This window comes from Chromobacterium sp. CV08, from assembly GCF_051129845.1.
Lineage (GTDB): Bacteria > Pseudomonadota > Gammaproteobacteria > Burkholderiales > Chromobacteriaceae > Chromobacterium.
Window position 1 is genome coordinate 2,810,474 of sequence record NZ_CP150453.1, and the last position, 20,145, is coordinate 2,830,618.

General features: G+C 67.6%; 18 protein-coding genes. 14 read left to right on the forward strand and 4 right to left on the reverse strand.

What is annotated here, in order from left to right; all coding sequences use genetic code 11:
• Positions 1-4: 4 nt before the first annotated feature.
• Positions 5-1,000: an NAD(P)H-quinone oxidoreductase gene (locus WNM05_RS13165; RefSeq protein WP_434627280.1), complete on the reverse strand. Its 996-nt coding sequence runs from the start codon at positions 998-1,000 to the stop codon at positions 5-7.
• Between the two features lie 221 nt (positions 1,001-1,221).
• Between WNM05_RS13165 and WNM05_RS13170 the strand changes: the two genes are divergently transcribed.
• The 5 genes from WNM05_RS13170 (at position 1,222) to WNM05_RS13190 (ending at position 8,000) form a co-directional block, all read left to right on the forward strand.
• A complete protein-coding gene (locus tag WNM05_RS13170; RefSeq protein ID WP_434627282.1) occupies positions 1,222-3,651 on the forward strand; it encodes a heavy metal translocating P-type ATPase in 2,430 nt (809 codons plus the stop codon).
• Entirely contained in the window at positions 3,651-3,830 is a 180-nt protein-coding gene (gene ccoS, locus WNM05_RS13175; RefSeq protein WP_434627284.1) for a cbb3-type cytochrome oxidase assembly protein CcoS, read from the forward strand. The genes WNM05_RS13170 and ccoS overlap by 1 nt, the downstream gene beginning before the upstream one ends.
• A gap of 107 nt (positions 3,831-3,937) precedes the next feature.
• Positions 3,938-5,191, forward strand: coding sequence for a methyl-accepting chemotaxis protein (locus tag WNM05_RS13180; RefSeq protein ID WP_434627285.1), 1,254 nt, complete (start codon positions 3,938-3,940; stop codon positions 5,189-5,191).
• Between the two features lie 131 nt (positions 5,192-5,322).
• The gene (locus WNM05_RS13185; protein WP_434627287.1) at positions 5,323-6,624 is read left to right on the forward strand and encodes a NupC/NupG family nucleoside CNT transporter; all 1,302 of its coding nucleotides are present in this window, start codon (positions 5,323-5,325) and stop codon (positions 6,622-6,624) included.
• Between the two features lie 65 nt (positions 6,625-6,689).
• A complete protein-coding gene (locus WNM05_RS13190) occupies positions 6,690-8,000 on the forward strand; it encodes an MFS transporter (protein ID WP_434627289.1) in 1,311 nt (436 codons plus the stop codon).
• Positions 8,001-8,073: 73 nt separating this feature from the next.
• Here WNM05_RS13190 and WNM05_RS13195 read toward each other — a convergent pair whose 3' ends face one another.
• The 3 genes from WNM05_RS13195 to WNM05_RS13205 form a co-directional block, all read right to left on the reverse strand.
• Positions 8,074-9,537 (reverse strand): T3SS effector OspC family protein, encoded by a 1,464-nt coding sequence (locus tag WNM05_RS13195; protein ID WP_434627291.1) that lies wholly within the window; start codon positions 9,535-9,537, stop codon positions 8,074-8,076.
• 292 nt (positions 9,538-9,829) lie between these two features.
• Complete coding sequence (locus WNM05_RS13200) at positions 9,830-11,224, reverse strand: dihydrolipoyl dehydrogenase (protein WP_434627293.1); 1,395 nt, start codon at positions 11,222-11,224, stop codon at positions 9,830-9,832.
• 153 nt (positions 11,225-11,377) lie between these two features.
• Entirely contained in the window at positions 11,378-12,109 is a 732-nt protein-coding gene (locus tag WNM05_RS13205; protein ID WP_434627294.1) for a redoxin family protein, read from the reverse strand.
• A gap of 189 nt (positions 12,110-12,298) precedes the next feature.
• Here WNM05_RS13205 and gloA2 point away from each other — a divergent pair, with 189 nt between their 5' ends.
• From gloA2 to WNM05_RS13250, 9 genes are all read left to right on the forward strand, one after another.
• Positions 12,299-12,697, forward strand: a complete 399-nt coding sequence (gene gloA2 / locus WNM05_RS13210; RefSeq protein WP_434627296.1) for an SMU1112c/YaeR family gloxylase I-like metalloprotein — start codon at positions 12,299-12,301, stop codon at positions 12,695-12,697.
• A 130-nt stretch (positions 12,698-12,827) separates the two neighbouring features.
• A complete protein-coding gene (locus tag WNM05_RS13215) occupies positions 12,828-14,717 on the forward strand; it encodes a transglycosylase SLT domain-containing protein (RefSeq protein WP_434627298.1) in 1,890 nt (629 codons plus the stop codon).
• A 10-nt stretch (positions 14,718-14,727) separates the two neighbouring features.
• The gene (locus WNM05_RS13220; RefSeq protein ID WP_434627300.1) at positions 14,728-15,669 is read left to right on the forward strand and encodes a complex I NDUFA9 subunit family protein; all 942 of its coding nucleotides are present in this window, start codon (positions 14,728-14,730) and stop codon (positions 15,667-15,669) included.
• A 1-nt stretch (position 15,670) separates the two neighbouring features.
• Positions 15,671-16,894, forward strand: coding sequence for a multifunctional CCA addition/repair protein (locus tag WNM05_RS13225; protein ID WP_434627302.1), 1,224 nt, complete (start codon positions 15,671-15,673; stop codon positions 16,892-16,894).
• Positions 16,879-18,006, forward strand: a complete 1,128-nt coding sequence (locus WNM05_RS13230; protein ID WP_434627304.1) for a 2-methylaconitate cis-trans isomerase PrpF family protein — start codon at positions 16,879-16,881, stop codon at positions 18,004-18,006. Before WNM05_RS13225 ends, WNM05_RS13230 begins: the two co-directional genes overlap by 16 nt.
• A 174-nt stretch (positions 18,007-18,180) precedes the next feature.
• Complete coding sequence (locus tag WNM05_RS13235) at positions 18,181-18,852, forward strand: beta-ketoacyl synthase chain length factor (protein ID WP_434627306.1); 672 nt, start codon at positions 18,181-18,183, stop codon at positions 18,850-18,852.
• Positions 18,845-19,627: a lysophospholipid acyltransferase family protein gene (locus WNM05_RS13240; RefSeq protein WP_434627308.1), complete on the forward strand. Its 783-nt coding sequence runs from the start codon at positions 18,845-18,847 to the stop codon at positions 19,625-19,627. The genes WNM05_RS13235 and WNM05_RS13240 overlap by 8 nt, the downstream gene beginning before the upstream one ends.
• Positions 19,608-19,868: a phosphopantetheine-binding protein gene (locus WNM05_RS13245; protein WP_434627310.1), complete on the forward strand. Its 261-nt coding sequence runs from the start codon at positions 19,608-19,610 to the stop codon at positions 19,866-19,868. Before WNM05_RS13240 ends, WNM05_RS13245 begins: the two co-directional genes overlap by 20 nt.
• 25 nt (positions 19,869-19,893) lie before the next feature.
• Positions 19,894-20,145, forward strand: coding sequence for an acyl carrier protein (locus tag WNM05_RS13250; protein WP_101708047.1), 252 nt, complete (start codon positions 19,894-19,896; stop codon positions 20,143-20,145).

Consider the following 20,145-nt stretch of genomic DNA (forward strand, 5'->3'; position numbering starts at 1 on the left):
CCGACTAGCCCGCCTGCGGCGCGAACATCGTCAACGCCACCTTGCCCAGGTTGCGGTTCTCCGCCACGTACTGGTGGGCGTCCTGCACCTGGGTCCACGGAAAACTGCAGTCGACGGGCGCGCTCAGCCGGCCGGCCTCGATGGCCGGCACGATGCGCTCGCGCAACGCCGCCGCCAGCCCGGCCTTGACCGTCAGCGGCTGCGGCCTCAGCGTCGAGCCCATCAGGCTGATCCGCTTCATCAGCAGACGGCCGAAATCCAGTTCGGCACGATTGCCGCCCAGCAGGCCGATATTGACCAGCCGCCCGTCCGGATTCAAGGCCTGCAGATTCTCCGCCAGATACGCTGCGCCGACAGGATCCAGCACCACGTCGGCGCCGCCCCAGTCTTTCACCAGCGCGCCGAAGGCCGGCGCCTCGCGGTAATTGAATACCCGTTCCGCGCCCAGCTCGCGGCAGAAGGCCAGCTTTTCCTCGCCCCCGGCGCTGGCGAAGGCCCGCGCGCCCATGAGGCCCGCCAGCTGGATCGCCGCCGCGCCGACGCCGCTGGCGCCGGCATGGACCAGCACCGCCTCGCCGCCCTTGATCCCGGCCTTTTCCACCAGATTGAACCAGGCCGTCATCCAGGCCTCAGGCAGGCTGGCCGCCATCAGCCACGACCATTCGTCCGGCTTGGCGATGGCCAGCGCCTCGTCCAGCAGCGCGTACTCTGCGTAGCCGCCGCCGTCCACCAGGCCGAACACCGCGTCGCCGGGCCGGAACGCCGACTCGCCGACCACCTCCTCCACCCAGCCGGCCACCTCCAGCCCCAGCAGCGGGCTGGCGCCCGGCGGCGGCGGATAGCGTCCCTCGCGCTGCATCAGGTCGGCGCGGTTGACGCCGGCCGCCATTACCCGCACCAGCAGCTTGCCCGGCGCCGCGCGCGGCTTCTCCCACTCGCCGATCTCCATCGTCTCGACGCCGCCCGGCGTCCGCTGCACGACCGCCAGCATCTTTTCCATCATTCCTCCTCGTCGACTGAGAGCCTGTCCATGATCTTTTTCCTAGCGTCTCGGGGCCGTTCATGCCGCTGCCGGAACAAGATCGCGAACAGGCTCTGATATCCGGCAAATGCGGACGGATGCCCGGGCCGCAAGCCCCGCACCGAAATAATCCTCATTGAAAAACGCCGCCATGAGCTGGATCAAGCAAGGCGCGCGCGCTTTGATTACAATCCTCCGTCATGAGCGAGAACTGTTTCCATTGCGGCTTGCCGGTCCCGCCCGGCGTCCGCTTCCCCATCCATTATCGCCAGCGCGAAGAGGCGGCCTGCTGCGCCGGCTGCCAGGCGGTGGCGACCACCATCATCGACGCCGGCCTGTCCGACTACTACCAGCACCGCACCGAGGGCGCCGCCCGCGCCGAAGCCTTGCCTCAGGCGCTGCTGGAACAGATCCGCCTGTACGATTCCGACGAATTGCAGCAAAGCTTCGTCCACCATGCCGACGGCCAGACGCGCGAAGCCGCGCTGATGCTGGAGGGCATCAGCTGCGCCGCCTGCATCTGGCTCAACGAGCAGCAGTTGCGCCGACTGCCCGGCGTGCTCGCCGTCGACATCAATTACAGCACCCAGCGCGCGCGGGTGCGCTGGGACAACGATCGCATCCGCCTGTCCGCCATCCTGGAGGCCGTCGCCGCCATCGGCTACCGCGCCCATCCGTACGACGCCGAGCGCCAGGAGAGACTGCTGCAGAAGGAGCGCAAGCAGGCGCTGACCCGGCTGTGGGTGGCCGGCCTGTCGATGATGCAGGTGATGATGTACGCGGTGCCGGTCTATCTGGCGCCCGACGGCGACATCGCGCCGGACATGCTGTGGCTGCTGCACTGGGCCGGCCTGATCCTGACCTTGCCGGTGCTGCTGTACTCGGCCTTGCCGTTCTACCGCAATACCTGGCGCGACCTGAAGACCGGCCGCGTCGGCATGGACACGCCGGTCGCCATCGGCATCGTCACCGCCTTCGGCGCCAGTTTCTGGGCGCTGATCAATCAATACCAGCACGGAATCTACTTCGACTCGGTGTCGATGTTCGTCTTCCTGCTGCTGGGCGGCCGCTACCTGGAGGGCGTGGCCCGCCGCAAGGCCGGCGCCGCCAGCGAGAGCCTGGTCAAGCTGGTGCCGGCCTTCGCCCACAAGCTGGACGGCTGGCCGGACAGCCGCGACAGCCGCGAAGCCACCGTCGCCAGCCTGCGCGCCGGCGACGTGATCCTGCTGAAGCCCGGCGAAACCGTTCCCGCCGACGGCGTCGTGCTGGACGGCGCCAGCGCCGGCGACGAATCGCTGCTGACCGGCGAGAGCCGCCCGGTGCCGAAACGCGCCGGCGACGCGCTGATCGCCGGCAGCGTCAACACCGCCAGCCCGCTGGTGATGCGGGTGGAGCGCGTCGGTCAGGCGACGCGGCTGGCCGGCATCATCCGGCTGCTGGACCAGGCGCTGGCGGAAAAACCGAGGCTGGCCCGGCTGGCCGACCGCTTCGCCAGCTGGTTCGTCGCGCTGCTGCTGGCCGCCGCCGCCGCCAGCTACCTGGCCTGGCACTTCATGGATCCGGACCGCGCCTTGTGGATCATGGTGGCGGTGCTGGTCATCTCCTGCCCCTGCGCGCTGTCGCTGGCGACGCCGGCGGCGCTGACCGCCGCCTCGGGCCGCCTGGCCTCGCTGGGCATGCTGACCGCCCGCGGCCACGCGCTGGAAACGCTGGCACGCGCGACCGACGCGGTCTTCGACAAGACCGGCACGCTGACCGACGGCCGGATGCGGATCCTGGACGTCCGCGGCGAGCTGGGGCGCGAAGCGGCGCTGGCGATCGCCGCCGCGCTGGAAAGGGGCTCGGAACACCCGCTGGCGCGGGCCATCTCCGCCGCCGCGGCCGGCCTGGCGCTGCCGCCGACCGAGGCCCCGATCAACCAGCCCGGTCACGGCGTCGCCGCCCGCATAAACGGCCGCGAATGGCGGCTCGGCTCGGCGCCGTTCATTTCGGCCTGGCTGGGCAGTCCGCAACAGGACGACGCCGACTGGCATCCGGGCGGCACCCAGGTGCTGCTGGCCGACGCCGGCGGCGTGAGGGCGCGATTCGCCATCGGCGACGCCGGACGCGACGACGCGGCCGAGCTGGTCGGCCGGCTGCGCGCCCAGGGGCTGACGGTGCGCCTGCTCAGCGGCGACGGCGAGCAGGCCGTCTCCGCGCTGGCAGGCCGGCTGGGCATCGAACACTGGCGCGCCCGCGCGACGCCGGAAGACAAGCTGGACTTCGTCCGCGCGCTGCAGGCCGACGGCCGGCGCGTGCTGATGGTGGGCGACGGCGTCAACGACGCGCCGGTGCTGGCGCGGGCCGACGTGTCGATCGCGATGGGCGGCGGCACCGATCTGGCCCGCGCCAACGGCGACATGGTGCTGATAGGCGAAAGGCTGGGTCCGATCGGCGACGCCGTCGACGTCAGCCGCCTCGCGCTGACCGTCATTCGCCAGAATCTGTCGTGGGCGGCGGGATATAATGTAGTGGCGCTGCCGCTGGCGATAAGCGGCCACGTCACGCCCTGGCTGGCCAGCCTGGGCATGGCGCTCAGCTCGCTGCTGGTGGTGGGCAATGCGCTGCGTCTGACCAAACGGGACCGTTGATGGAAAGCCTCTACCTGCTCATTCCGCTCAGCCTGGCGCTGGCCTTCGTCATCGGCGCCATATTCTGGTGGGCCACCCGCTCCGGCCAGTTCGACGATATGGAGGGCCCGGCCCACCGCATCCTGATGGACGACGACACGCCGGGGCGGGAGGCGTCGGGCAAGGCGCCCCTGGACTAGCCGGAAGCGAGGCCGGCAGAGGCCGGCAACAGGACCCTGGACATCTTGCAGCGGAAAAATCCTTCATCCTATAACTAAGCCACCTGTCACTCACCCGGCGATCGGCGATGCACCTGCGCACCCTCCTGCTCACCCTACCGCTATGCCTGCTGCTGCCGCTGGCCTTCGCCGCCGCCCAGGCCTCGTCCACGCTGGTTTTCCTCAGCGGCTGCGTCAGCAGCGTGCTGGCGGTGCTGCTGCACCAATGGCTGCGCCAGCGCTTTCTGCTCGGCCCGATGCTGGAGATGGAGGGCCTGCTGGACGAATTGCTGAAAGAACCCATCCATCTGGGCAAACCGCTGTCGCCGCTGCAGGCCGACCACCCGCTGCACGGCGTCGTCGCCAAGATCAACCGGCTGCTGGACCGCGCCGACATCTCCTTCCGCGACGTCGCCAGCACCACGGCGCGGCTGATGCCGATGGCGCAGGAACTGACCGACACCTACAGCACCATGCTGCAGAAAAGCCTGTTGCAGGCGAATCACGGCAAGGTGCTGCTGGAGGCGATAGATACGATGATGGAACAGGCGCAGCGGCTGCGCGCCAGCCTGGAAGAGATCACCCGAGCCACCGGCGACGCCGACTCCGACATGCAGCAAAGCCGCCTGACCACGCTGGAGGTGATAGACGGCGTCACCGAGGTGGCGCAGCTGCTGGAGAAATCGGCGCAGGAAGTCGGCGCGCTGCAGCAGGCTTCGGGCCAGGTCGGCAGCATTCTGGGGACGATACAGGACATCGCCGACCAGACCAATCTGCTGGCCTTGAACGCGGCGATAGAGGCGGCTCGGGCCGGCGAGATGGGACGCGGCTTCGCCGTCGTCGCCGACGAGGTCCGCAAACTGGCCCACCACACCCAGGAGGCCACCCGCCACATCCAGACCATCATGCAGCAGGTGCAGCAAGGCACCGCCAAGGTCGCCGAGGTGATGCAGGCCTCGCACCGCCGCGCCGACGCCGCCGCCGCGCACGCCGGCAATTCCCGCGAACAGCTGGACAAGATCACCGCCTCCATCGCCAATATCGCCCAGGCCTCGCAGGCGATAGGCCAGGCGGTGATGGAGCAGAACAGCTCGGTCCAGGCCTCCAAATCGTCCGGAGACATCCTGATCCAGTTGAACCAGGACGCGCTGGACTCCAGCCGCATCCTGTCGGTGTCGCCGGACGACCTGCGCAAGCTGGCCAAGAAGCTCAGCCAGGGCCTGGAGGCGTTCGACACCGGCGACGCGATGCAGAACGACCGCCGCCGCGGCACCGCCCGCAGCCAGGAGTTGGCGCTGAACGCGGCCAAGGGCGGCGACGCCGGCGGCGTCGAATTATTTTGATGCGGAAGCGCTTGTCGACAAACGACAAATTGACAAATTACCGTCCGCTTATATAATCGCCCTCTTTTTCTCCGACGGCGGCCCGTCAGCGCGCCATCCGCCTTGCCCGCCGTCGCATACTAAGGGCGTCCGTGAATACCATCCAAGCACTCGCCGGCATGCTGCTGCTGGTCGGCGTGGCCTATCTCTGCTCCACCAACCGCCGCGCCATCAACTGGCGCACCGCGCTGACCGGTCTGGCCATCCAGAGCGGCTTGTTCCTGCTGATCAATTTCGTGCCCGCCATCCACCACGGCGTCGACGCCTTCGGCGCCGGCTTCGCCAAGGTGCTGAGCTTCGCCGGCGACGGCGCGCGCTTCATCTTCGGCGACCTGGCCAATCCCGGCGGCAAGCTCGGCTTCCTGTTCGCCTTCACCGTCTTGCCGGTGATCATCTTCTTCTCCGCCTTCAGCGCCCTGCTCTACCATTTCGGCGTCCTGCAGCGAGTGGTGGCCGGCCTGGCGTGGGCGATGCGCCGCAGCATGCGCATCTCCGGCCCGGAGAGCGTGGTCGCGGCGGCCAATATCTTCCTCGGCCAGACCGAGGCGCCGCTGCTGGCCCGCCCATATATCCGCCACATGACGCGATCCGAGCTCGCCTGCATCATGATCGCCGGCATGTCCACGCTGTCCGGCGGCGTGCTGGCCGCCTACGTCGCCTTCCTCGGCGGCAACGACATGGCCGAGCAGGCCCGTTTCGCCACCTATCTGCTGACGGCCTCCTGCATGAACGCCGCCGGCGCGGTGGTGTTCTGCAAGATCGTGTTTCCGGAAACCGAGCCGCACGCGATGTCGTGCAGCAAGCTGGCCGCCGGCGCCGAAAAGAGCGAGGGCAATTTCGTCAGCGCGGTGGTGACCGGCGCGCTGGACGGCATGAAGATGGCGGCCGCCGTCGCCACCATCCTGCTCGCCATCGTCGCGCTGATCGCGCTGGCCAACTATCTGCTCCGGGACGGCCTCGGCGGCCTGCTGGGCGTCAACGGCGCCATCCGCGCCGCCACCGGCGGCCTGTTCGACGGCCTGACGCTGCAGTACCTGACCGGCCAGGCCTTCCGCGTGTTCGCCTTCCTGATGGGCGTGGGCTGGCAGGAAACGCTGAGCGTAGGCAGCCTGCTCGGACAGAAGATCGTGCTGAACGAGTTCATCGCCTACCTCGACCTCGCCAAGATGAAGGCCGCCGGCGCGCTGTCGGCGCCGACGGTGATGATCGCCACTTTCGCGCTGGCCAGCTTCTCCAACCTGTCGTCGGTGGGCATCTGCGTCGCCGGCATCGGCGCGCTGGCGCCGGAGCGGCGCGACGAGCTGGCGGCCATCGGCATGCGCGCGCTGCTGGCCTCGGTGCTGACCGGCTTCATGACCGCCTCCTGCGCCGGGCTGTGGATGTCGCTGTTCTGAGAGCCTGACAGAGGGACGTGAATCCGCTAGCATGCGGTCCACGTCCCTTTTGATGACCCGCCAACGTGAAATCCGACTTTTCCTTCTTCGCCAGCCGGCGCTTCCTGCCGCTGTTCGGCACCCAGTTCCTCGGCGCCTTCAACGACAATATGCTGAAGACCGCCATCGTGGTGCTGATCAGCTTCCACGGGCTGTCCGCCGCCGGCCTGCCGCCGCAGCAGCTGGTCAATCTTGCCGCCGGCATCTTCATCCTGCCGTTCTTCCTGTTTTCCGCCAGCGCCGGCAAGCTGTCCGAGCGCTACGACAAGGCGCGCGTGGCCCGGCTGATCAAGCTGGCCGAAATCGCCATCATGCTGCTGGCCGGCGCCGGCTTCCTGACGCACTCCGCCGCGCTGCTGCTGGCCGCGCTGTTCCTGATGGGCACCCACTCGGCCTTCTTCGGCCCGATGAAGTACTCGGTGCTGCCGCAGTACCTGAAGCCCCACGAGCTGGTCGGCGGCACCGGCCTGATCGAGATGGGCACCTTTCTCGCCATCCTGCTGGGCCAGCTGCTAGGCAGCGTGCTGACCCACAGCGGCGCGGCGCTGATCGTCGGCGCGCTGCTGCTCACCGCCGTGCTGGGCCTGTTCAGCAGCATGGCCATGCCGTCGGTGCCGCCGGGCGCGCCGCATCTGAAGCTGTCGTGGAACTTCCTCGGCGACTCGGTGCGGCTGATCCGCGAGGCCTGGCGCATCGACGACGTCCGCTGCGCCATCATCGGCATTTCCTGGTTCTGGCTGATGGGCGCGATCTACACCACCCAGCTGCCCACCTTCACCCGTCTGCACCTGGGCGGCGACGCCGACGTCTACACGCTGCTGCTGGCGCTGTTCTCGATAGGCATAGGCGCCGGCTCCATGGCCTGCGCCAAATTGTCGCGCGGCCGGCTGCAACTGGGCATCGTACTGGTCGGCAGCGCCGGCATGACGCTGTTCGGCGGCGATCTGGCGCTGAGCGCTATGGCGTCCTACCACGGCCCGCTGGCCACGCTGGCCGAATACCTGGCCCGCCCCGGCAGCTGGCGCGCCATCGTCGACGTGACCCTCTTGGGCTTCTTCGGCGGCTTCTTCACCGTGCCGCTGTACACCTGGCTGCAGACCGGCAGCCCGGACGAATTCCGCTCGCAGGCGGTCGCCGCCAACAACATCATCAACGGCTTCTACATGGTGGCGGCCGCCATCGGCAGCGCGCTGATGCTGAAATGGTACGACAGCATCGCCATGCTGCTGCTGGCCGCGGCGCTGCTGAACGTACTGGCCACCGCCCACCTCGCCTGGTGCGCGCCGGCGATCTGGCGCCAGCGCTTCGACTGGCTGCGGGCGCTGCGCAACGGATAGGCGTCGCCGCCAGCCGCCGAAAAAAAACCGTCCCGGACCGGGACGGTTTTTTCTTGCGGCCGGCTTCCCCGCGCTAGGCGAGCAAGGCGTCCAGATCGTCCCGGTGCGATTCGGACAACAGGTTCCGGTCGGCCCCGTGCTTGATCAGCGCCGCCACCATTTCCCGACTGTCGTATTTGACCGCATTGTCCAGCATCGTCTCGCCGCGGTTCACATGCTCGAACGGCGCGTTCACCGCCGCCCAGCCGCGGGACAGGAACTGGTCCAGGATATACAGGCTGGCGCCGCCCTTGCTCAGCGCGTAGTTAAGCTCATAGTAAAAACCGGGCGGCGCGCTGGAAAAATCTTTGGCCTCGAACTGCCAGTTGTCCAGCAGATGGGCCGCCACCTCGTCCTTGCCCTTGTCGATGGCGTGCCACATCGCGGTCACCGCGTCGCCCTTGTTCGAGACCAGGCCGGACAAGACCGGCAGATTGACCGAATCCACCGCCTCCTTCAGCAGCATCGGCCGCAGCGGGTGCTTGGCGTAGTCCGTCGTCGCCATCAGCCGCGGGATGTGGAACTCGGCCTGGAAGACGCTGTTCAGCACCCGGTCCAGCGCCGGACCGGATTGCATGGCCTGATCGAACACATAGGCCTTGAAAGCCTCGTCCTGGCTGCTGCGCAGAAATTCGATCAGATGCAGCGCCACCGCGGCCTTCATGTCGCCGTAGCTGAATACCGGGGCGTTCTGGCGGTATTTGCCCTCGTGAATCCAGCGGCCCGACTCCCGCCCCATCTGCGGAAAGCGTTTGATGAAGTCCTGATGCTCGGCCTCGTGCCCGCCGGGCACCAGGTTGAAAAAATGATCGGTCAGGGTCAGGTAGCCGTTGCGGCACACGGGCAGCGTGTCGGAAACGACGTAGGCGTTCGCGCCGAAATCCATCGTGCTGTGCTTGTGGTTCAACGGTTTGTCGCTGCGGTCCCGCCCGGAGAACTCGACGCCGAAAAACACGAAATCATGATTGCTCAACCGCTCCTTGTCGGCAGCGAAGGTATTGCTGCCCGAAGACCGCGATTGCCGGGACAGCAAGTGATTGGACGCGATCGTCGCCTTCTCGCCGTCGTCCAGCGCCGCATTGGACTGGTGGCGGAAATGCCAGGCGCCGGCCATGATGCGCTCCTTCAGGCCGAGCTCGGCGGCATCCAGCGCACCCAGCCTGGCCTCTACCGCGTCCAGATTGCGCCGGGACAGGCCGTCCAATCGCTTCAAGGCGCTGAAGCCGTATTGCTCGCGCTTTTCCAGCGCATCGCCGGTCGCCTCGAACAGCTTGCCGTTCGCGAACATCAGGCCATAGGACTGCGCCGCCACCGCCTTGCGCAGGAACGCGCCGATCTTGCCGACGGCAACGGCCTCCCCGTCCCGGCCGGCCGCCGCATGCTGCAACGGCGCCCGGCTGACACCGCACAGGCTCCTTCCGATCGCGGTCGGATCGCCGACGCTGGCCTCCGGCGGATTCAGCTTCGCTAAAGACGGGGAATGGTTTTCTACTCGCATCTGGCCTCGGCTCCAATATCATTGAGCGTGCATTTTTATCAAATGCCCGGGCAGTCGCTTGCAAAAACCAGCCACTGGGGCGCCGGCGGCCAAAGCTTCGCGGCTTGCGCAGTGAGAGCCGCTAACAAAACCGCGCAGCGTACCTGAGCCAAGGCGCGCCGACGCAGGCAGTACAAGTAGTACGACAAGGAGGCGCAACGCAGGATCAGGGGTTTTGTTAGCGGGTCGAAAAGCCCGCGATGGCAAAACCATCGCGGGCCGGAGACTTCCATTGAAGAGGCGGACGCCCGGCTCAGTCCCGGGCCAGCTTCGCCGCTGCATCGCGCAAGGCGGTGCGCAGGCCTTCCTCTATCACCGGATGGTAGAACGGCATGTCCAGCATCTGCTCGACGGTCAGCCGCTGCTGATGGCTCCAGGCCAGCAGATGGGCCAGGTTCTCGGCCCTCGGCCCTATCATCTCGGCGCCGAGGAAGCGGCCGTCGGCCTTGTCCGCGTAGACATGCAACAGGCCGGTATTGACACCCATCACCCGGCTGCGCCCCTGGTCCTCGAAGCTGACCGCGCCGATGACGAACTCGCCGTCGGCGAGATCGGCGAAGCGGCTGCCGACCATCATCATCTGCGGATCGGAAAACACCACGGCGATGCCGGAGCGGCGCAGACCGGCGCCGACGTCCGGGTAGGCGGCGGCGTTGGCCCCGGCTGTCTTGCCCTCGTCGGCCGCCTCGTGCAGCAGCGGCAGGATGTTGTTGGCGTCGCCGGCGATGAAGACCGGGGAGTCGCCGCACTGCATCGTCTTGGCGTTGAACAAGGGCACGCCGCGGGCGTCCAGCTTCAGACTGGTGTTCTCCAGCCCCAGGCCGCGGACGTTGGGCGTGCGGCCGGTGGCGGCCAGCACGTAGTCGAAGCTCTCCGCCGTCTCCTCGCCGTCCAGCGCGACGAAGCGTATCGCGGCCCGGCCGTCGACGACGCCCATCTCCAGCACCTTGGCTTCCGGATCCAGATAGAACTGCGCGGACAGCGCCTCGCGGGCATAGGCCTTCACCGCCGGATCGCTCAGCGGACCGACGCCGCCGCCGACGCCGAACACGCGCACCCTGACGCCGAGGCGCGACAACGCCTGACCCAGCTCCAGGCCGATCACGCCGGGACCGAAGACCGCTACGCTTTCCGGCAGCGTCTCCCAGTCGAACACGTCGTCGTTGACGATCAGGCGGTCGCCGAAGGCGGTGAACGGCGCCGGCAGCGACGGCGACGAACCGGTGGCGATCACGACGCGGCGGGCCTGGACGATGGTGTGGTTGTCCACCTGCAGCGTGGTGTTGTCGACGAAACGGGCGTAGCCGGCCAGCTTGTCCTCGGCCGGGATGCCGTCGACGCCGCGGACGACGAAGCCGACGAAGCGGTCGCGCTCGCCCCGGACCCTGGCCATCACCTCGCGGCCGTCGACGCGAATGTCGCCGTCGACATGGACGCCGAACATATCGGTGTGGCCGGCATGGTGGGCGGCCTCGGCGGCGGCGATCAACAGCTTGGACGGCATGCAGCCGACGCGGGCGCAGGTGGTGCCGTACGGACCGCCCTCTATGATCAGCGCGGAGGCGCCGCCGGCCTTGGCGGCGCGGTAGGCGGCGAGACCGGCGGTGCCGGCGCCGATGACGGCTACGTCGATATGAACGGTTTTCATCGTTATTGTCCTCTATCTGGCGGGGATGCGGCACGGCACGCGGCCGATGATGGACATGTCGTCCCGCATCCCGGCTGGAAAAAACGGCCGGCAGGAGTACCGGCCCAAAGATTGCCGATGGCGTCAGGGCCCGAAGCCATCGGCACGAACGTCTTACTTGGCGAAGCGCTTTTCCACTTCGTCGGCCGAGCCGATCAGCTCGCCGTTGATGAACACCTGCGGCGCGGTCATCTTGCCGGACACGGCGCCCAGCACCTTGCCGCGCACCTTGTTGTCCAGCGGCACCTCGACGAATTCATAGCCGTTTTCGCTCAGCACGGCCTTGGCGCGCGCGCAGTGCGGGCAACCGACCTTGGTGAACACCACGACCTGGTCGGGCTTCTTCGCGCTCGGGTTGATGTAGTCCAGCATCGTGTCGGCGTCGGACACCTTGAACGGATCGCCCGGCTCCTGCGGTTCGATGAACATCTTTTCCACCACGCCGTCCTTGACCAGCATCGAATAGCGCCAGCTGCGCTTGCCGAAGCCCAGGTCGGCCTTGTCGACCAGCATGCCCATGCCTTCGGTGAACTCGCCGTTGCCGTCCGGGATCATCACGATGTTGGCGGCTTCCTGGTCGCTGGCCCATTCGTTCATCACGAAGGTGTCATTGACCGACACGCACAGGATGGCGTCGACGCCGTTGGCGCGGAATGCCGGCGCCAGTTCGTTGTAGCGCGGCAGGTGGGTGGACGAGCAGGTCGGCGTGAACGCGCCCGGCAGCGAGAACAAGGCGATGGTCTTGCCGGCGAACAGCTCGGCGGTGCTGACGTTCTTCCACTCGTTGTTTTCGCGGATGCGGAAAGTGACGTTCGGTACGCGTTGGCCTTCACGGTTTTGCAGCATGCTTATCTCCTGGGTTGACTTCGGTTAAATTCAATCGATGGGTGGATTCTGATAGCCAAGGGCAAATTCGTCTAATTGATTGTCCAAAGAGACTTGATTGTCTTTATCAATAGGCACCGCCGCGACTGGGCAGCCCGCCCGCCGCGACGCTAAAATGGCGGCATCCGGCAACACCCAGCCTCAACAGCCATGCATATCACCGGCCTGCACCATATCGCCATCATCGCCTCCGACTACGCCCGCTCGCGCGACTTCTACCACCGCGTCCTCGGCCTGGAGGTGATCGCCGAGAACTGGCGCGAGGAAAAACAGTCCTGGAAACTGGACCTGGCCCTGCCCGGAGGCGGCCGGATAGAGCTGTTCAGCTTCCCCGCCCCGCCGCCGAGGCCGACCCGGCCGGAAGCCTGCGGCCTGCGCCACCTGGCGCTGGCCTGCGACGACGCGGCGGCGATGCGCGAGCGATTGCGGGCCGACGGCGTCGCCGTCGAGCCATTGCGGATAGACGAATACACCGGCGCGCGTTTTTTCTTCTGCGCCGACCCCGACCAGCTGCCGATCGAGTTCTACCAGGCCGAGGCCGGAAATTGAGCGGCGGCGGACCGGCGCGAAAGCCAGCGCGACGCGCCGCCGCCTGTCATAGTGAAAAATATCGATGCGCGCGGACGGCCTCCGTCCGCAGCGGCCGCGACGCGGCCACCACCCACCACACGGAATGCACATGAAAGTCCTGACCTCCACCTTCCGCCTGGCCGCCATGGGCCTGGCCCTCGGTGCCGCGCTGCCGGCCCTCGCCGGCCCCGACGACACGCTGCTCGCCGCCCGCGACGCCTACCGCGCCAACGACCTTGCGCGGCTGGCCCAGCTCGGCGACAGCCTGCCGGCCTCCTACCCGCTGAAGGACTATCCGGCCTACTGGCTCGCCTGGAAGGCGCTGGACCGCAACGACGACGTCGAGGTGATGCGCTTCCTGGCGCGGGCCCCGGGCGGCCTGATGGCCGAACGCATACGCAATGAATGGGTGAAGAAACTGGGCCAGCGCGAAAACTGGACGAGCTTCGCCGAGGAGTGGAAGAAGCTGCCGGAGGAAGGCCGCGACGAGGAGTCCGGCTGCTACGGCCAACTGATGCTGCTGCGCCAGGGCCAGAAGCCGGACAATCTGGACCGCTTCCTCGAAGGCAAGTCGGCGCCGGACGGCTGCAACCGGCTGATAGAGGGCGCCTATGCCCGCAGCCTGATCGACCAGGACTGGCTGTGGCGCCGCACCCGGCTGCTCTTGGCCGGCAACTTCGTCAGCCAGGCGCGTCAACTCGCCGCCGACACCCAGCTGCCGCTGGACAACGCCGCGCTGAACAAGCCGGCCTATGCCAACCTGGCGACGCCGGGCGGCCAGGAAGCCGTGCTGTACGACATCGTCCGCAAGGGCAAGACCGACCTGGACGGCGCCGCCTCCGCGCTGCTGCGCGCCGCGCCGGAGATGACGCCGGACCGCCGCGGCTTCGGCTGGGGCCAGCTGGCGCTGTTGTCGGCGCGCAAGCAACTGGCCGGCCAGGCCCTGCAATGGTTCGACAAGGCCGATCCGCGCCAGCTGACCACCGAACAATGGGAATGGTGGGCGCGATCGGCGCTGCGGCTCGAGCAATGGACGCAGCTGGACGGCATCATCCGCCGCATGCCGCAGGCGGTATCGTCCCGCCCGGCCTGGCGCTACTGGCTGGCCCGCTCGCTGAAGCAGCAGGGACGGCCGGTCGAGGCGGCGCCGCTGTTCAGCCTGGCCAGCGTCGGCCACAGCTATTACGCGCTGTTGTCGCTGGAGGAATTGGGCAACAGCCTGTCCGCCTCCGCCAGCAAGGGCACGCCGGGCCCGGACGAGGTAAGCCAGATGCGGGCGGACCCGGCGATACGCCGCTCGCTGGCGCTGCTGGCCGTCGCCGAGGTCTACACCAAGCCCGAATTCCGCACCGACGCGCAGCGCGAGTGGCGCTGGGCGATGCGCGGCCGCGACGACATGGAATTGCTGGCCGCCGCCGAGATCGCGCGCAAGGAAGGCTTTTACGACATGGCCATCTACAGCGCGGAGCGCACCAAGGAAGAGCACGATTTCTCGCTGCGCTACCTGACGCCGTATCGCGAGATCACGCGTAAATACGCCGGCCAGCTCGACATCGACGACGCCTGGGTCTATGGCCTGATCCGCCAGGAAAGCCGCTTCATCACGATGGCGCGCTCCGGCGTCGGCGCCTCCGGCCTGATGCAGCTGATGCCTGCCACCGCCAAATGGGCGGCCAAGAAGATAGGGCTGACCCATTTCGCCGTCAACGACATCGACACCAACGTCCAGCTCGGCACCTGGTATCTGCGCTACGTGCTGGACAATCTGTCCGGCAATATGGTGATGGCCACCGCCGCCTACAACGCCGGCCCGGGCCGCGCCCGCAACTGGCAGGCCGACCGGCCGCTGGACGGCACCATCTACGCCGAAACCATCCCGTTCAGCGAGACCCGCGACTACGTGCAGAAAGTGATGGCCAACGCCGCCTACTACTCCAGCACCTTCGGCCACGCCAATATCTCGCTGAAGAACCGCATGGGCGTGGTGCCGGCCCGCTGAGGAAAATCGAATGAGCACGCAAAAGATTTGCCTGATAGGCGGCAGCGGCTTCATCGGCCGCCACCTGGCCGCCCGGCTGGCCGGCCTCGGCCACCGGCTGACCGTCGCCAGCCGCCGGACCGACCTGCCCGGCTTTCGCGTACTGCCGTCGGCCGAGCTGGTTCGCGCCGACATCCACGACCCGGCGGAACTCGCGCGGCTGGTCGCCGGCCACGACGCCGTGATCAGCATGGTCGGCATCCTGCACGGCAGCCGGGCCCAGTTCGAAAAGGCGCACGCCGAACTGCCGGAGAAGATCGCCGCCGCCTGCCGCCGGCAGGGCGTGCGCCGGCTGCTGCACATCAGCGCGCTGGGCGCGGCCCAGGACGCGCCCAGCGACTACCAGCAGACCAAGGCGCTCGGCGAGCTGGCCGTCGAGTCCAGCGGCCTGGACTGGACCATACTGCGCCCGTCGGTGGTCTTCGGACAGGACGACGCCTTCCTCAATATGTTCGCCGATTTGCAAAGACTGCTGCCAGTGCTGCCGCTGGCCGGCGCCGGCTGCAGAATGGCGCCGGTCTGGGTCGACGACGTCGCCCGCGCCGCCTGCGAAAGCCTGGCACGCGGCGAAACCGTCGGCCGCAAGCTCGACCTGGCCGGCCCGGAAATCTACACGCTGGCGGCGCTGGCCCGGCTGGCCGGACGCGCCAGCGGCCACCCGCGGCCGGTGCTGGGCCTGCCCGACGGCCTGGCGATGCTGCAGGCCGCGCTGATGGAATGGCTGCCGGGCCCGACGCTGATGAGCCGCGACAATGTGCGCTCGCTGCGCCGGGACAACGTCAGCGACCGGCCCTTCCCTTCCGAACTGCTGGGCTTCGAGCCCGCCGCGCTGTCGGCGCTGGCCCCGGACTGGCTGGCCGGCCGCGACCGCAACGACACCATGTCCGGCTACCGGACGAAGGCGGCGCGCTGAGATGGAGATTTACATCGTCGGCGGCGCCGTGCGCGACCGCCTGCTGAATCTGCCGGTCAAGGACAGGGACTGGGTCGTCGTCGGCGCCAGCCCGGACGAGATGCTCGCGCGCGGTTACCGCCCGGTCGGCAAGGATTTTCCGGTCTTCCTGCACCCTGAGACGCATGAGGAATACGCGCTGGCCCGCACCGAGCGCAAGATCGGCAGAGGCTACCACGGCTTCACTTTCCACACCTCGCCCGACGTGACGCTGGAGGAGGACCTGGCCCGGCGCGACCTGACCATCAACGCGATCGCCGAAGCGGCCGACGGCAGCCTGACCGACCCGTACGGCGGACAGGAGGACCTGAAGGCGCGCCTGCTGCGCCACGTCAGCCCGGCCTTCGCCGAAGACCCGGTGCGCATCCTGCGGCTGGCGCGCTTCGCCGCCCGCTTCGACTTCGCGGTGGCGCCGGAGACGATGGCGCTGATGCGGCGCATGGTCGACGACGGCGAGGTGGACGCGCTGGTGGCCGAACGGGTATGGCAGGAACTGGCCAAGGGCCTGATGGAGGACAAGCCGTCCCGGATGCTGCTGACGCTGCGCGAATGCGGCGCGCTGGCGCGCGTGCTCCCGGAGGTGGACGCGCTGTTCGGCGTGCCGCAGCGCGCCGACTACCATCCGGAAATCGACTGCGGCGACCACACGATGCGGGTGCTGGACTATGCCGCCGCCGCCGGCTACCCGCTGGCGGTCCGCTTCGCCGCGCTGGGCCACGACCTCGGCAAGGCGCTGACGCCGGACGAGGTGCTGCCGCGCCATATCGGCCACGAGGAACGCGGCATCGCGCCGCTGTCCGAGCTGTGCCGCCGGCTGCGCGTGCCCAGCGACTGCCGCGACCTGGCCCACATCACCCTGGTCCACCACACCAAGGTACACCAGGCCCTGCAACTGCGGCCCGCCACCGTGCTGCGGCTGTTCAAGGACTGCGACGCGCTGCGGCGCCCCGAGCGTTTCCTGCTGATGCTGGACGCCTGCCTGGCCGATGCGCGCGGCCGGCTGCATTTCGAAAACGCCCCGTATCCGCAGAAAGACTATCTCGCCGAGCTGCTGGCTGCTACGCTGAAAATTGATGCCGGCGCCATAGCCGCCGCCTGCGTCGACAAGGCCGCGATTCCCGCCACGCTGGACGCGGCCCGGACCGAAGTCATCGCCAACTGCAAGGAGCAATGGGAGAGACGCTGATGGACAACGTCTACCGCCTGCCCGCCATGCTGATGCGAGGCGGCACCAGCAAGGGATTGTTCATTCGCGCCGACGCGCTGCCCGACGACACCGAATGCTGGGAGCCGATGCTGCTGCGCGCGCTCGGCAGCCCCGACCCGCACGGGCTGCAGCTCGACGGACTGGGGGCTGGCCTGTCCAGCACCAGCAAGGTGGTCGTCCTGAGCCCGTCGCGCCGCGACGATTGCGACGTCGACTGCCTGTTCGGCCACGTCGCCCTGCGCGAGGCGCGGATAGACTGGTCCGGCAATTGCGGCAATCTGGCGTCGGCGGTGCCGCTGTTCGCTGTGATGGAGGGGCTGGCGCGGCCGGGAGACGGCGTCGCCACCCTGTCGATCTGGCAGGCCAATGTCGGCAAGCGCATCCTGGCCGAACTGGAGATCTTCCACGGCCAGCCGGTATGGCAGGGCGACTTCCGCATAGACGGCATCGCCACGCCGGGCGCGCCGATCCGGCTGCGCTTCCTGGACCCGGTGGGCGGCTGCTCCGGCGAACTCTTTCCGACCGGCAGGCTGATAGACGAGCTCAAGCTGCCGGACGGCAGTCATGTAGAAGCGACGCTGGTCGATGCCGGCAACCCGACCCTGTTCGTCCGCGCGCGCGATTTCGGCCTGCAAGGCCACGAGCGCAACGGCGAGATCGAACTGGCCGCGCTGCGCCGGCTGGAGTTGGCGCGGGCGACCGCGTCGGTGGCGATGGGCCTGGCCTCCGATATTTTCGAGGCCGAGCGCGAACGGCCCGGCACGCCCCGGATCAGCTTCCTGGCGCCCAGCCGAGAACCGGATCGCCAGATCGAGGCCCGCGTGCTGTCGGGCCGGCGGCTGCACCACGCCTACTCCGGCACCGGCGCCATCGCGCTGGCCTGCGCCTGCGCCGTCGAAGGCACGCTGGCGGCGGAACTGGCCGGCGGCGCGGTGCGCGGCATGCCGCTGACCTTCGGCCACGCCAGCGGCCAGCAGACGCTGGAGGCGGTCCTGGGGCTGGGAGAGCTGGGCTGGACCATAGACGAGGTGGTGATGACCCGCACCGCGCGGCCGCTGATGCGCGGCGAAGCCTTCATTCCGATGGAATAACACCCTCCAACTCCGCCACGCCCTCGCGTCCACAGGACGCGAGATGAGACACCGTGGGCGCGAAATCGTTCCTGGATTTCATTTTTTTTATTTATAAATGTAAAATCGCAGACCATTTGTTTGCGTACCGATATTACAAGTTTTTGCAATTCCATTTAGAAGCATGAAGCCACGATGTCATCCAGTCTGCATTTCTCCATCGACAAGCTGATCAGCTGGCCCAGCCACGCCGAGGTCGATAGTCAGACAAGCCAGCCGCCCCTGCCCCAAGTGCCCCCTATGCAGCGCCGCCGCATGAGTCCCTTGTGCAAGGCTTCGCTGCATGCCGCATTCGGTCTGCAGGAGCACGGCGACGCGCCGCTGGTTTACGCATCGCGCTATGGCGACATCGCCCGCTCCATCGAGCTGCTGACCCAGCTCAGCGAAGGCGAAGGCCTCTCGCCGACCCAGTTCAGCCTGTCGGTGCACAATGCGATCGCGGCGCTGCACGGCATCCTCACGAATCACCGCGGCCAGTACACCGCGATCGCGGCCGGCCCGGAAACCGTCGAGGCGGCCTTCTGCGAAGCGCTGGGCATGCTGGCCGACGGCGCCGAGTCCGTGCGCCTGATCGCTTGCGACGCCCCGCTGCCGGAGCCTTACGCCGGCTACGAAGCAGACGCCCCGTCATTGCAGGCCTGGGGCTGCGTGGTCCGGCTCTCCGACCAAGGCCCCCGCATCAGCCTGGACATCGCCCCAAATGAACAACAAGACCAGGGCCATCCCTGGCCTTTTCTGCGCGGCGACGCCGCCTCCCACTATCATCAATGCGGCAAGCACGCCTGGCTCTGGCAACGACATGGCTGAGCGCTGCAACTACTTATGGCGCCTGCTCGCCACGGCCATCGCCTTTTCCGTGTTCGGGCTGGGCGGCGCGCTGTTTTCGCTGAGCGTCTTTCCGCTGCTCTTCCTGCTGGTCCGCGACGCCGGGAAACGCGCCCGGCTGTCCCGCCGCGTCGTGCAAGTCAGTTTCGCGACTTTCGTTCGCCTGATGCGCGCGCTGGGCCTGCTCAGCTACCGCATCGTCGGCGCGGAAAAGCTGGACCGCTCCGGCCTGCTGATACTGGCCAACCATCCGACGCTGATCGACGTGGTCTTCCTGATTTCCCTGCTGCCCAACGCCGATTGCGTGGTGAAATCCTCGCTGGCGCGAAACCCGTTCACCCGGGGCCCCGTCCGCGCGTCCGGCTATATTTGCAACGACTCCAGCGAAGGGCTGATCCAGGATTGCATACACTCGCTGCGGGCCGGCAACAATCTGGTGATCTTCCCAGAGGGAACCCGCACGCCGCTCGACGGCTCTATCAGACTGCAGCGCGGAGCGGCCAATATCGCCGTTCGCGGCCAGCGCAGCATCACGCCGGTCACGATACACTGCGAACCCCGCGGACTCGCCAAGGGGCAGCCGTGGTGGCGCATTCCCGCGAGGCCGATACGCTTCACGATAGAAGTCAGGGACGATCTGCCGATCGAGCCCTTCACCCGGGACTGCGGCGAGGCGATCGCCGCCCGCAGCCTGACCCATTATTTGCACGATTTTTTCCTGAGCCAATCAAAACCGCATGCAAAACCTGGAACTTGAGATCAAGACGCTATTGATCGACGCGCTGAACCTCGAAGACATCACCGTCGACGATATCGCAAGCGATGCACCGCTATTCGGAGAAGGCCTCGGGCTGGACTCCATCGACGCGCTGGAACTCGGCCTGGCCCTGCAGAAACGCTACGGCGTGACGCTGTCCCCGGACGCCGAGGAAACCCGCCGCCACTTCGCCAGCATCGCCGCGCTGGCGAGCTTCGTCGCCGGCGCCCGCAAACTGTAACAAGCCACTCACCCCGGAGACTGCCATGACCAAAGACGAACTCTTCGAGCGCCTGAGCAAGGTGTTGCAGGAAACTTTCGAGATAGAGGCCGACGCCATCCGTCCCGACGCGCGCTTGCGCGAGGACCTGGACATCGACAGCATCGATGCGGTCGATCTGATCGTGCAATTCCGCCCGCTGATCGGCAAGCGCCTGCAGCCGGACGTGTTCAAGTCGGTGCGCACGCTGCAGGACGTTGTCGACGCGCTGCACGGCCTGATGCAGGAAAACGGCTGA